Below are 12895 nucleotides of genomic sequence, written 5' to 3'. Positions count from 1 at the left end.
TCCTGTTTAGTCACTCAAACTCAGGCCGGTTTACTGGCCAGCACCCGCTTCATAGCCCTGGTACTGGCGTTGAATGGCGATCTGATCGGCAATATATTTTGCATCGTGCCATACACCCCAGATAAAGGCTGAGCCACGACGTGAAAGCCAGGGTAACCCGAGGAAATAAACGCCCGGTTCGCTGGAAACGCCACGGTGGTGCTGAGGCTTGTTTTGCTCATCAAACGCGGCCACTTTCAGCCAGCTGTAATCCGCCGCGTAGCCCGTTGCCCAGATAATGGCGGTGATGCCTGCCTCCGCCAGGTTCAGTTCCAGCGTCGGGCTGGTCATGCACGCCGGGTCCGGCAGGAAATGACGCGCTTCAGGCTCTTCCGGCAAATCCAGTCCGTTACGGGCGATGTAGTCATCGGCAGCGTCGAGCAAGGCGAGGTAGTTGGCATCGCCACGGTTGATGTTGTCACTGAGATCGGGCTGGAACGTCACCCGGTCGTTATCAAAGGTTTTGGTCAGCCCCACCAGATTGACGCCCTGCTTTGCCAGCTTGCGGAAATCTATCGTATGGCCGCCGCGTGCACCGCTGACGGCAATGGTTACATGTTCTTTACCTGGCTGGCTGGCGGCGAGATCCCACAGCCCGAGCACGCCGAGCCACCAGCAAAAGTCGCGGTTACGGTAGGCGCGCGGTGGACGGTCATGCGCGCCCACGGAGAGCCAGACGTTTTTCCCGGCACGCTGCAACTCATCAGCAATCTGCACACCGGATGAACCTGCACCCACCACCAGCACGCCACCTTCAGGAAGCTGGTGTGGATGGCGATAATCGGCAGAGTGGATCTGGAACAGGGCGTTAGTTTTTGGCGCAATTGCGGGAATGACCGGGCGCTGAAAGGGGCCGGTTGCGGCCACAATGCGCCGGGCGTCGATGATCCCTTCAGAAGTTTCAATCGTGAAGCCAGGGCGGCCGCTGTTGCGGGTCACCTGTTTGACCTCCACGCCGGTGCGGATCGGCGCGTCAAATTTTTTGGCATACGCCACAAAGTAGTCGGCAACGTCTTCTTTGGCGACAAAACTGTCTGGCGAATAGCCGGGGAACTCCATGCCGGGAAAGCGATCGTGCCAGGCAGGACCATTCGCCACCAGTGAATCCCACCTTCCGCTACGCCAGGCTTCGCCAATACGGTTTTTCTCCAGCACCAGATGCGGGATCCCCAACCGGGTAAGGTGCTCACTCATCGCCACACCAGCCTGACCTGCGCCCACAACCAGCGTGTCGATCTCTGTTCTCTCAACTCTCATCTCAGCGTCCTTCAAATAACGTCAGGTCGGCGTTGCAGCCCGATTTGAGTTGCCAGATTATTGGAGAAGCCAGGGTCGGTAAAATATTATAAAGCTAGCGTCTGGATAGAAAATAATGAGGAGAAAAAAGGAGGCGGTGATAAAAAGTTATTTTCGCTACTGGTAGCGGCGTGGCGGATGCCGTCGCGCGGCCTGTGGCGCCGACACGCGCACCATTCCGGCAGCCGTGCCGTGACCAGGCGTTTTGCCTGGAGGTGGATGAAGAGAAGGTGAAACGGGGTTTATTATCTGCTTAAGAGGCGCTGAGCCTGACAAAATTATCTGAATACGATAAAAAATGCCCTTTGATGAGCCTATTACGGGTTATTCGGGTTTGTATTAATAAGCCTGCGTATCAGGAGATTATATAATGGTCACAGACTCTGTGATATAACCACTCTCCCTATATTTCTGGCAGAAAATTCAAAAAACCCATCCTCTCTTTTGGTATTATTACCCCTGCATTTTTAATGGATAAAGGCGAGAAAGCATTTTTCACCTTTGAGCACAGCGCTTCTGAATTCATCTTGCTGTTTATAAACATATTTCCCCTCTTCTGCGGGCCTTCTCTCGCTGTAAGTAAATGTAAGTTTACGTCATTATTCGGTTATTTCTCCTATTCTGTTATAGACTCTTCGCCCGTTTTTTTATTTTTTAATGTTCAGAAAATCATTAGCATGCTTACTTTCACTTTGGGATAAAAGGTAAATTATGAGCCAGCAAGGCATTGAAAAACCGGCTCGCAAGAGCCAGATTAACCCACCCGTTTTTTTTATTTCAGCGGCGCTGATTATTCTTCTGGTCGCCTTCGCCGCGCTGTTTCCGGAACTGGCAAACAGTAAATTCGAAGCGCTGCAGCAGAGCATTTTCACCAATGCCAGCTGGTTCTATATACTTGCTGTCGCCCTGATCCTGCTCAGCGTGAGCTATCTTGGGCTTTCCCGTTACGGCAATATCAAGCTCGGGCCGGATCACGCTGAACCCGACTTCAGCTATGTTTCATGGTTCGCCATGCTCTTCTCGGCAGGGATGGGCATCGGACTGATGTTCTTTGGCGTTTCCGAACCGGTGATGCACTACCTTTCTCCCCCTGTCGGCACGCCTGAAACCGTAGAGGCGGCGAAAGAGGCGATGCGGCTGACCTTCTTCCACTGGGGGCTGCATGCCTGGGCGATTTACGCCATCGTTGCGTTGATCCTCGCCTTCTTCAGCTACCGCCACGGCTTACCGCTGACGTTGCGTTCAGCACTCTATCCGATCATCGGCGACAGAATTTATGGCCCCATTGGGCACGCTGTGGATATTTTTGCCGTTATTGGTACTGTCTTTGGCGTCGCCACTTCGCTGGGCTATGGCGTATTACAGGTTAATGCCGGGCTGAACCATCTCTTTGGTTTGCCTGTCAGCATGACGGTGCAGGTGATCCTGATTGTGGTGATCACCGGACTGGCGACCCTTTCCGTGGTTTCCGGCCTGGATAAAGGCATCCGTATTCTTTCCGAACTGAATCTGGGACTGGCAGTTTTACTGCTGGTGCTGGTGGGTGCGCTCGGTCCGACCGTGCTGCTGTTGAAATCCTTTGTCGAAAATACCGGCGGCTACCTTTCGGAAATTGTCAGTAAGACTTTTAACCTCTATGCCTACGAGCCGAAGTCAACCCAGTGGCTGGGCGGCTGGACACTTCTCTACTGGGGATGGTGGCTTTCATGGTCGCCGTTTGTCGGGATGTTTATTGCCCGCGTGTCCCGTGGACGCACCATTCGTGAGTTTGTGACTGGCGTACTGTTTGTGCCTGCCGGCTTCACGCTGCTCTGGATGACCTTTTTCGGTAACAGCGCTATCCATCTGATCGTGGCGGAAGGCGCGCGCGATTTAGCGGATACGGTGCAGAATGATGTCGCGCTGGCGTTGTTTAATTTCCTTGAGCATTTCCCCTTCGGCAATGTCCTCTCCTTTATCGCCATGGCGATGGTGGTGGTCTTCTTTGTGACCTCGGCTGACTCAGGTGCAATGGTGGTGGATACGCTGGCTTCCGGCGGTACAGACAAGACGCCATTGTGGCAGCGTATTTTCTGGGCTGCGATGATGGGCGTGGTCGCCATTGCCCTGCTGCTGGCGGGTGGCCTTAAAGCCTTGCAAACGGTGACGATTGCCAGTGCCTTACCTTTCTCCATGATCCTGCTGGTGTCGATATATGGGTTGTTAAAAGCTCTGAAGGTGGATGCGTACAAGCGTGACAGCCAGCAGATGACAACTATTGCGCCGACCGCTTCGCGGAACCCGATTTCCTGGCAACGCCGGTTACGTAATATCGCCTACTTCCCGAAACGTTCGCAGGTGAAACGCTTTATGAACGAGGTTATTCAACCCGCCATGGTGATGGTGGAAACGGAGCTGGCTAAGCAGAATACCCGCTCTTCTATCGATGCCTCCCATGATGACCGGATGCGTTTTGAGGTCGATTTAGGCGATGACCTGAACTTTGTCTATGAAGTCCGGCTCAGGGCTTATATTCAGCCTGCCTTCGCCCTGGTGGGATTGAAGGATGAAGAGCGCGATGAAGAGCACAAGTATTATCGGGCCGAGATCCATCTTAAGGAAGGGGGCCAGGATTATGACGTGATGAGCTGGACGCAGGAACAGATCATTCACGATATCCTTGACCAGTACGAGAAGCATCTGCACTTCCTGCATCTGGTACGGTAATGTCATTTGTCGCCCGGAGACGGGCGACTTTTCATGCAGTTACCACAGTCCTCTGCCGTGATTCTGCTTACAGTATCTCTTTGCTGGCGATCTGCTCGCTAAGAAAATCCAGAAAACAGCTGATGCGTACTGACAGCGTAGTATTGCGGTAATAGACGGCGTGGATGGGATGAACCATCTCGCGGGTTATCTCTTCCAACACCGGCACCAGCCGTCCGCTGGCGCGATCTTCCCTGCTGACAAAATCAGAAATCCGCACGATCCCCTGACCATACACCGCCATTTGCCGCAGCGTTTCGCCGCTGGAGGCGGAGAGAGTGGGCGTGATTTCCAGCAGTTCGCCTTCGCTCTGCCATACCGGCCAGATATTATGACGATCCAGCTTGCTGAAGCCGAGCAGACGATGGTTAGCTAATTCCGCCACGCTGGCTGGCGTGCCATATTTCGCCAGATAGGCGGGGCTGGCCAGCAATCTCAGCTTGCTGCTGCCCAGCGCCCTCGCATGAATACCTGAATCCCTGAGCTCGCCAATGCGGATAGCGATATCGGTCTGCTGTTCAAGCAGATCGATTATCACGTCATCGGTATTAAGCTCAAGCTGGATAAGCGGATAGCGGCTGGTGAAGGCGTCCAACAGCGGCACAATGACATGGAGCATAAAGGGGGTGGCAACATTGACCCGCAAACGGCCTGAGGGCACCTCTCGCCGGTGCGCTATCTGCTCTTCCGCCATTTCAACCGATCTAAGGATCTCCCGGGCATGTTTAAGAAAAATATGCCCCTCTTCCGTCAGCGCAATCCGCCGGGTGGTGCGATGCAACAGCGTGGTTTGCAGCTTTTTCTCCAGCCGGCTTAATGCGCGGCTGATGCCGGAGGTTGTCTGGCTTAGCTGCTCTGCCGCAGCCGTTATCGAGCCGGTGTCTACCACCACGACCCAGGCACGCAACTCTTCAAGCGTAATTTTCAAGGACAGCCTTAAAGTAAGAGAGATCGCGGCAGTATATCTTACTTTCTGCCGCGATCTTTTACCTTAAGGATCAGTAACGAATAACGGTACGAATCGATTTGCCTTCGTGCATCAGATCAAATGCGTCGTTGATGTCGTCCAGTCCCATGGTGTGCGTGACGAACGGCTCTAACTCAATATTTCCCTTCATCGCCTCTTCAACCATGCCCGGCAGTTGAGAACGCCCTTTGACGCCGCCAAAAGCTGAGCCTTTCCACTGCCGTCCGGTGACCAGCTGGAAGGGACGCGTTGAAATTTCCTGGCCTGCGCCGGCCACGCCGATAATGATCGACTGGCCCCAGCCACGGTGAGCGCTCTCCAGCGCTGCACGCATCACGTTGACGTTGCCGATACATTCAAACGAGTGATCCACACCCCAGCCGGTCATTTCGATAATGACCTCCTGAATTGGCCGGTCGAACTCTTTCGGGTTGATGCAGTCGGTGGCGCCAAATTTGCGCGCCAGCTCAAACTTCGCAGGATTGGTATCAATGGCGATGATCCGGCCAGCGTTAGCCTGACGAGCGCCCTGAATAGCGGCCAGGCCAATTCCACCCAGACCAAAGATTGCCACCGAATCACCTGGCTGAACTTTTGCCGTGTTATGCACGGCGCCGATGCCCGTGGTAACGCCGCAGCCCAGCAGGCAGACATGCTCGTGGTTCGCTTCCGGGTTGATTTTAGCCAGCGACACCTCAGCTACTACGGTGTATTCGCTGAAGGTTGAGCAGCCCATGTAGTGATAGATCGGCTGACCGTTATAAGAGAAGCGGGTCGTCCCATCCGGCATTACCCCTTTCCCCTGCGTGGCGCGCACGGCCGTACAGAGGTTAGTTTTGCCAGATTTGCAGAACAGGCACTCGCCACACTCTGCGGTATAGAGCGGAATAACGTGGTCGCCGGGCTGAACGCTGGTCACGCCCTCTCCCACTTCTACCACAACACCAGCCCCTTCATGGCCCAGCACAACCGGGAATAACCCTTCCGGATCCTCCCCGGAAAGCGTAAAGGCATCAGTATGGCAGACGCCGGTATGGCTGATTTTGATCAGCACTTCACCCGCGCGAGGCGGCTCAACATCCAGTTCAACAATTTCAAGCGGTTTTCCGGGACCAAAGGCGACGGCAGCACGGGATTTCATCATGTTCTCCAGGATCATTCAGACAGACGATATAGTGGGGGGGACTATACATCATATAGGGGTGGGGGGTATACAGCCTGGAGCAAAAATCCCGCCGGGATTATTTAGTATAAGAGCGGACCAGGCTGAGCAGCACGGCGATCTCTTCATCACCCGGCGCCTGCTCGCCCGGCTTCACAAATTCATCGCGGATATAGCTTTCCAGAATTTCGGTCATCAGCCCGGTCATCGCGCCGCGCGCTGAGGCAATCTGCTGCAGAATGGGTGTGCAGTCGGCTCCCGCTTCAAGCGAGCGCTGGATCCCTTCACACTGTCCCTGAATGCGTTTGATTCTGTTCAGGGCGCGTTTTTTATCTTCTGGTGAGTGTGGCATAGGTCCTCGTGGAAACTTTTACTCTATCTGGCGGCGTTATCAGCCCGTTTAAGCTTCCCTGCCTAAACGTTTGGCCGTTTGTTACACTTCAATCTCTGCCGTATGGCCATTTTCCTGCAGCCAGTTACGGCGATCTTCCGAGCGTTTTTTCGCCAGCAGCATATCCATTACCGCCATCGTCTTCTCCACCTCATCATCTTCAATGGTCAGCTGGACCAGACGACGAGTGTTGGGATCGAGCGTGGTTTCGCGCAGCTGAAGCGGGTTCATCTCGCCCAGCCCTTTGAAGCGCTGCACGCCAGGTTTGCCCTTCTTGCGCTTGAGCTGGTCGAGGATGCCGGTTTTCTCTTCTTCATCCAGCGCATAGTAGACCTCTTTACCCAGGTCGATACGGTAGAGGGGCGGCATCGCCACGTAGACGTGGCCATTTTTCACCAGCGTACGGAAATGGCGAACAAACAGCGCGCAGAGCAGCGTGGCGATATGCAGGCCATCGGAGTCCGCATCCGCCAGGATGCAGATTTTACCGTAACGCAGCTGGCTCATATCCTCACTGTCGGGATCGATGCCGATCGCCACCGAAATATCGTGGACTTCCTGCGAGGCCAGAACCTCATCCGAGGAGACTTCCCAGGTATTGAGGATCTTGCCTTTCAGCGGCATGATCGCCTGATATTCACGATCGCGAGCCTGCTTGGCCGATCCGCCTGCGGAATCTCCCTCCACCAGGAAGAGTTCGGTGCGGTTAAGATCCTGAGCGCTACAGTCAGCCAGTTTGCCGGGCAGGGCCGGGCCGCTGGTTAACTTTTTACGCACTACTTTCTTCGCCGCACGCATACGACGCTGGGCGCTGGAGATAGCCAGCTCCGCCAGCATTTCAGCCGCCTGCACGTTCTGATTCAGCCACAGGCTGAAAGCATCCTTCACCACGCCGGAGACAAACGCGGCGCACTGACGGGAGGAAAGACGCTCTTTGGTCTGACCGGCAAACTGCGGATCCTGCATTTTTACCGACAGCACATAGGCACAGCGGTCCCAGATATCCTCCGCCGAGAGCTTGACGCCGCGCGGCAGAATATTGCGATATTCACAGAACTCGCGCATCGCATCCAGCAGCCCCTGACGCAGGCCGTTGACGTGCGTACCGCCCTGCATGGTCGGGATCAGGTTAACGTAGCTTTCTGTCAGCAGCTCACCCCCTTCCGGCAGCCACAGCAGCGCCCAGTCTACCGCTTCCACATCACCGGCGAAGGCGCCGACAAAAGGCTTTTCAGGCAGCGTTGGCAGGCCGTTTACCGCTTCACAGAGGTAATCGGTCAGGCCATCGGCATAGCACCAGGTCCGCTCGGTATTATTAACGCGATCTTTAAAGACGATTTCCACGCCCGGGCAGAGCACCGCTTTGGCTTTCAGCAGATGGCTGAGGCGGGAGACAGAGAAGCGTGGGCTGTCGAAGAAAGTGACGTCCGGCCAGAAGCGCACGCGGGTGCCGGTATTGCGTTTGCCAACCGTGCCGGTGACGTGCAGATCCTCGACCTTGTCGCCGTTTTCAAAAGCCATCTCATAGACTTCAGCATTACGCCGGACGGTCACCTCCACGCGCGTGGAAAGGGCGTTAACCACCGAGATCCCCACGCCATGCAGGCCGCCGGAAAACTGATAGTTTTTATTGGAGAATTTCCCGCCAGCATGCAGGCGGCAGAAGATCAGCTCAACCGCCGGCACACCCTCTTCAGGGTGAATATCCACCGGCATGCCGCGCCCGTCGTCAATCACTTCTAACGACTGGTCGGCATGGAGGATCACTTCAACGCGTTTAGCATGGCCCGCCAGCGCCTCATCGACGCTGTTATCGATCACTTCCTGGCCTAAATGGTTTGGACGTGAGGTATCGGTGTACATTCCCGGACGACGGCGAACGGGTTCAAGGCCGCTGAGAACCTCAATGGAGTCAGCGTTATAGCTGGATTGAGTCATCGTATAAATCTGATTGGTGGCTAAAAATGATTGGTCACTCTCCGCGGCCTGCTTCAGGCGCCTGAAAGGCCCAGGAAGTCGAGGATCGGGGAGAAATGGCGTTCGAATCCGGTAAAAGCATGATTGCCGCCCTCTTCCACCGTCTGACGGCAGGCTTCGTAATACGCCAGGGCCTGTCGGTAGTCGAGCACTTCGTCGCCCGTTTGTTGCAGTAACCAGAGCAAATCGGGTGAGGGTAACGGGTCAATCTGCATCACTTTCAGATCGTAAATATGGCGTGACTCTAACACATATTGCTGGCCGGTGTATGGGTTCTCGTTGTTGCCCAGATAATCGGTTAACAGCTCAAAAGGCCGCACTGCAGGGTTAACCACCACCGCCGGTAAAGCAAAGCATTGTGAGAGCCAGGTGGCGTAATAGCCGCCAAGCGAAGATCCCACAATCCCGATCTCTTCGCCTGCGGAAGACATGATCCAGTTTTCCAGTTCGATCGCCGCTTCGCCCGGAAAGGCGGGCAGTTGGGGAACAAAAACCTTAAGCGCCGGGTGATGTAGTGCCAGCCATTCACGAAACTGCGTCGCTTTCGCCGATTGCGGCGAGCTGTTGAAGCCATGCAGATAGAGTAACGTCGCCACGATCAATACCCTTCCGCATCAGGATCGGGACTGAACGCCCGCGTAATCAATCGCTCTACCTCAGTCTCTACCTGGCCATCCGGCAACAGATCCAGCCAGCGCCAGCCTGGCGCTTCCGAATCGATGGTAAAGCTGGTGCAGTGAGGTTTAAATTGCACGCAGGTGGATGGCGTGGCCAGCAGGCGCCGCCCGTTCCAGTTGAGGTCAAGATCCTGATGAATGTGGCCGCAAATCAGCGTGGTCGCCAGCGGATAGTTTTGCAATACCGCTTCCAGCATATGTGAATTGCGCAGGCTGTGCTGGTCAAGCCAGGTACAGCCGGAAGGCAAAGGGTGATGGTGTAACAAAACCAGCGTATGCCGCTGCGGCTCAATCGCCAGCGTCTTTTCCAGCCATTCAAGCTGATAGTCGCTCAGCATGCCGTGCGGGACGCCAAAAACCTGGCTGTCCAGCAGCACGATTTGCCAGCTGTCGCCAATCAGCACGTGCTTCTCATCAGCAATCTGCGCTTCATCCAGAGTACTGAACATCGCGGGCTGGAAATCATGATTTCCCGGCAGCCAGACGCAAGGCGCAGGCAGGCGTGCAATTCCCTCAGCGAAATGCTGATAGGCCTCAACCGTATGATCCTGAGCCAGATCGCCCGTTGCGACAATCAGGTCGTAGTGACGCGGGCTGGCAGAAATCGCCTGAAGGACCGCGTCAAAACTGGCCCAGGTATTCACACCCAGCAGCGTTTCATCTTTACCGGCAAAGAGGTGGGTATCCGTGATCTGTAAAATCCTGACCCTGGACCCACTCGCCGCAGGAAGTTTTAACAGGCTTTCCAATCAAAATCCTTAGGGTTAACGCCAGCTCACTCTTAACAAACCGGTACGGCCATCGCGCCATGTGCTAAACAGTAGCGCAACCAGTCAGCCAGAAACTGGTTTATCTGATGCTTTTCATCACGCTGATGAAGCTTTTTATTAGGATAATCATAGCGTGCTTTGAAGCGATAGATCTGTTGCGTTGAACACACTTCGGCCACCATGGCGTCATGATAGAGCCGGACGGACATGGCTGGCAGGCTCCAGTAGCTGACGGCGGGGGCAGTTTGCTTGATCTCTACCAGCGTGGTGTAACGCGTCGACTCCTGGATGGTGACCGAATAGTTGGCACCGTTAACCTGATAGGTCACTGACTCTTCCGCCCGGTCCTCTTTGGGGAGCAGGCGACGCAGTTGAGCGAAATTGGTTTCGCAGACGCGCATCATTTCAGGAAAGTCAGGGACATAACGCTTTATCATTCGGGTTTCCACTCGGTTCGTAATTTTTTATGGTGCAGCTCGAGCCATTGCAATGCGATGACAGAAGCTGCGTTATCTATTTTCCCCTCTTCCACCCACCGGTAAGCCTGTTCGCGGCTGACCACATGGACAAGAATATCCTCATTCTCTTCCTCCAGACCGTGGTTTCCCTGCGCCACGCTGGCATCCACTTCTCCCACCAGAATATGCAGCCGTTCGCTGGTGCCGCCGGGGCTGGCCAGATAGCTCAGCACCGGGTTCACTCGCGCCGGATGAATTCCAGCTTCTTCATACGCTTCACGCCGGACCACATCTTCAGGCGTTTCGCCGGGTTCAACAATACCGGCGACTAATTCTAACAGCCAGGGTGTCTGACTGCTGTCAAATGCAGGAATACGGATTTGTTCGATCAGGACCACTTCATCCCGCACGGGGTCATAGGGTAGCAGCACGGCGGCATGTCCGCGCTCAAAGACTTCTCTTTTCACTTCACCACTCCAGCCGCCTCTGAAGAGACGATGGCGAAAACGGTAGCTGGTGAGCGAAAAAAAACCGTTATAAAGTGACTCACGTGCAATAATTTCTACATCGTTTTTAGTGAAAGTCACTGGGTATTTTTTGCTGGTTTCCATTGGGACCGCTCCTTTCCTGATGAGGGCAAAGCCGGGAAATGCAATCCCGATTCCGCTGAGAGTGTGGTTCTTAATGAATTATTTGAGTAAATTAGGGCAACATGGCACTTTCAGCCAACTTCACTGCTCCGTTTACTCTGCTAGAATCGGCGATAATTTTTTGGCTTACGTCAGCGCTACCATAGCAATTTTGCTGCACTACAAGGAATGCAAATGAACAAACTGCTCCCTTTACTTATTGGTCTGAGCCTGGGCAGCTTTAGCGTCGCCAGTCAGGCTGAAAACCTGTTGCAGGTTTATCAACAGGCTCGTCTCTCTAACCCCGATCTGCGCAGCTCTGCGGCCGATCGCGATGCGGCCTTTGAGAAGATTAACGAATCCCGCAGCCCGTTGCTGCCGCAGTTAGGTCTGGGTGCTGATTATACCTATAACAACGGTTATCGCGACAGTAGCGGCCTGCATTCCAATACTACCAGCGGTTCTCTGCAACTGACCCAGACCATTTTTGATATGTCAAAATGGCGCGCGCTGACGCTTCAGGAGAAAACAGCTGGTATACAGGATGTCTCTTACCAGAGCGCACAGCAGACGCTGATCCTTAATACGGCTACCGCCTATTTCAACGTGCTGAACGCCATTGATACGCTCTCTTACACCGAAGCGCAGAAACAGTCGATCTATCGCCAGTTAGACCAGACGACGCAACGTTTCAACGTGGGTCTGGTCGCCATCACCGACGTGCAGAACGCCCGTGCGCAGTATGACAGCGTTCTGGCTAACGAAGTGACTGCCCGTAATAACCTTGATAATAACGTAGAGACTCTGCGGCAGGTCACCGGTAATTATTACCCAACTCTGGCTTCGCTGAACGTTGAACGTTTTAAAACGGAAAAACCTCAGCCGGTTAACGCCCTGCTGAAAGAGGCGGAAAGCCGCAACCTCAACGTCTTGTCAGCGCGTTTATCGCAGGATTTAGCGCGTGAGCAGATCCGCTATGCGGAAACCGGCCATATGCCAACGCTGGACCTGACCGCCTCTACCGGACTTTCAAACAGCAAATATGGCGGCAGCCGGGCAAACCAGACCGCTTCTACCGCTGACAGCATTACCGGTTCTAACCAGGTTGGTCTGAGCTTCTCTCTGCCACTCTATAGCGGCGGTGCGGTAACTTCTCAGGTCAAACAGGCGCAATATTCCTACGTTTCTGCCAGCGAGCAGCTAGAGAGCGCGCACCGTTCGGCCGTACAGACCGTACGCTCCTCGTTCAACAACGTGAACGCCTCCATCAGCAGCATTGAAGCTTACCGTCAGGCCGTAGTCTCTGCGCAGAGTTCGCTTGATGCGTCTGAAGCCGGGTATCAAGTGGGTACGCGTACGATTGTTGATGTACTGGACGCCACCACTACCCTTTACAGTGCTAAACAGCAGCTCTCTAATGCGCGTTACAGCTACATGATCAATGAGCTGAACATCAAGTCGGCGCTGGGTACGCTCAATGAGCAGGATCTGCAGGCGCTGAATGCGCGTTTGGGCAAAGATATTTCTACCTCGCCTGAAGCAGTCGCACCGGAAACGCCAGAGCAAAATGCCTCCGCTAATAACGGTGATGCCGCTCCACGTGCCACCCCGGCGGCACAGAGCAGCGCGCCTGCCAATAGCAACCGTAATCCTTTCGCTAAGTAATCTCTGAGGGGCAGCATCGGCTGCCCCTTCACAATCAAACGTATAGCTAAGTAAAGATCCCCCTCCCAACAGCCTCCGTCGCTTCATTTTCCACCGCTATTACCCTATTCTGTCCATTA

The 12895-nt window shown here is 54.6% G+C and carries 11 protein-coding genes; 2 read left to right on the top strand and 9 right to left on the bottom strand.

Annotated features, from left to right (window positions below; all coding sequences use genetic code 11):
- Window positions 1-30: 30 nt before the first annotated feature.
- Window positions 31-1296, bottom strand: coding sequence for a flavin-containing monooxygenase (locus Q3V30_RS03350; RefSeq protein ID WP_306210454.1), 1266 nt, complete (start codon window positions 1294-1296; stop codon window positions 31-33).
- A gap of 750 nt (window positions 1297-2046) precedes the next feature.
- Here Q3V30_RS03350 and Q3V30_RS03345 point away from each other — a divergent pair.
- Window positions 2047-4041, top strand: coding sequence for a BCCT family transporter (locus Q3V30_RS03345; RefSeq protein ID WP_306210453.1), 1995 nt, complete (start codon window positions 2047-2049; stop codon window positions 4039-4041).
- A gap of 67 nt (window positions 4042-4108) precedes the next feature.
- On the opposite strand, the gene Q3V30_RS03340 is transcribed toward Q3V30_RS03345, so the two are convergent.
- From Q3V30_RS03340 to nudF, 8 genes are all read right to left on the bottom strand, one after another.
- Window positions 4109-5008: a LysR family transcriptional regulator gene (locus Q3V30_RS03340; RefSeq protein ID WP_306210450.1), complete on the bottom strand. Its 900-nt coding sequence runs from the start codon at window positions 5006-5008 to the stop codon at window positions 4109-4111.
- 70 nt (window positions 5009-5078) lie between these two features.
- Entirely contained in the window at window positions 5079-6188 is a 1110-nt protein-coding gene (locus Q3V30_RS03335) for an S-(hydroxymethyl)glutathione dehydrogenase/class III alcohol dehydrogenase (protein WP_306213054.1), read from the bottom strand.
- Between the two features lie 100 nt (window positions 6189-6288).
- The gene (locus Q3V30_RS03330) at window positions 6289-6561 is read right to left on the bottom strand and encodes a metal/formaldehyde-sensitive transcriptional repressor (protein WP_306210448.1); all 273 of its coding nucleotides are present in this window, start codon (window positions 6559-6561) and stop codon (window positions 6289-6291) included.
- Window positions 6562-6642: 81 nt separating this feature from the next.
- Window positions 6643-8538 (bottom strand): DNA topoisomerase IV subunit B, encoded by a 1896-nt coding sequence (gene parE, locus Q3V30_RS03325; protein ID WP_306210446.1) that lies wholly within the window; start codon window positions 8536-8538, stop codon window positions 6643-6645.
- Window positions 8539-8591: 53 nt separating this feature from the next.
- On the bottom strand, window positions 8592-9173 hold the full coding sequence (yqiA, locus tag Q3V30_RS03320; protein ID WP_306210444.1) for an esterase YqiA: 582 nt from the start codon (window positions 9171-9173) through the stop codon (window positions 8592-8594).
- A 2-nt stretch (window positions 9174-9175) separates the two neighbouring features.
- On the bottom strand, window positions 9176-10003 hold the full coding sequence (cpdA, locus tag Q3V30_RS03315; RefSeq protein WP_306210443.1) for a 3',5'-cyclic-AMP phosphodiesterase: 828 nt from the start codon (window positions 10001-10003) through the stop codon (window positions 9176-9178).
- Between the two features lie 32 nt (window positions 10004-10035).
- Window positions 10036-10461: a DUF1249 family protein gene (locus tag Q3V30_RS03310; RefSeq protein WP_306210441.1), complete on the bottom strand. Its 426-nt coding sequence runs from the start codon at window positions 10459-10461 to the stop codon at window positions 10036-10038.
- The gene (nudF, locus tag Q3V30_RS03305; RefSeq protein ID WP_306210439.1) at window positions 10458-11093 is read right to left on the bottom strand and encodes an ADP-ribose diphosphatase; all 636 of its coding nucleotides are present in this window, start codon (window positions 11091-11093) and stop codon (window positions 10458-10460) included. Before nudF ends, Q3V30_RS03310 begins: the two co-directional genes overlap by 4 nt.
- A gap of 213 nt (window positions 11094-11306) precedes the next feature.
- Here nudF and tolC point away from each other — a divergent pair, with 213 nt between their 5' ends.
- Window positions 11307-12776 (top strand): outer membrane channel protein TolC, encoded by a 1470-nt coding sequence (tolC, locus tag Q3V30_RS03300; protein WP_306210437.1) that lies wholly within the window; start codon window positions 11307-11309, stop codon window positions 12774-12776.
- Window positions 12777-12895 lie beyond the last annotated feature (119 nt).

The sequence above is a fragment of the Erwinia pyri genome, assembly GCF_030758455.1.
GTDB lineage: Bacteria > Pseudomonadota > Gammaproteobacteria > Enterobacterales > Enterobacteriaceae > Erwinia > Erwinia pyri.
This window is presented reverse-complemented; position numbering and strand designations above follow the sequence as displayed.

Coding starts and splice junctions, on each gene's coding strand:
- Q3V30_RS03330 (WP_306210448.1), bottom strand. CDS start 6,561: ATGCCACACTCACCAGAAGATAAAAAACGCGCCCTGAACAGAATCAAA.
- Q3V30_RS03345 (WP_306210453.1), top strand. CDS start 2,047: ATGAGCCAGCAAGGCATTGAAAAACCGGCTCGCAAGAGCCAGATTAAC.
- nudF (WP_306210439.1), bottom strand. CDS start 11,093: ATGGAAACCAGCAAAAAATACCCAGTGACTTTCACTAAAAACGATGTA.
- parE (WP_306210446.1), bottom strand. CDS start 8,538: ATGACTCAATCCAGCTATAACGCTGACTCCATTGAGGTTCTCAGCGGC.
- Q3V30_RS03335 (WP_306213054.1), bottom strand. CDS start 6,188: ATGAAATCCCGTGCTGCCGTCGCCTTTGGTCCCGGAAAACCGCTTGAA.
- tolC (WP_306210437.1), top strand. CDS start 11,307: ATGAACAAACTGCTCCCTTTACTTATTGGTCTGAGCCTGGGCAGCTTT.
- Q3V30_RS03310 (WP_306210441.1), bottom strand. CDS start 10,461: ATGATAAAGCGTTATGTCCCTGACTTTCCTGAAATGATGCGCGTCTGC.
- Q3V30_RS03350 (WP_306210454.1), bottom strand. CDS start 1,296: ATGAGAGTTGAGAGAACAGAGATCGACACGCTGGTTGTGGGCGCAGGT.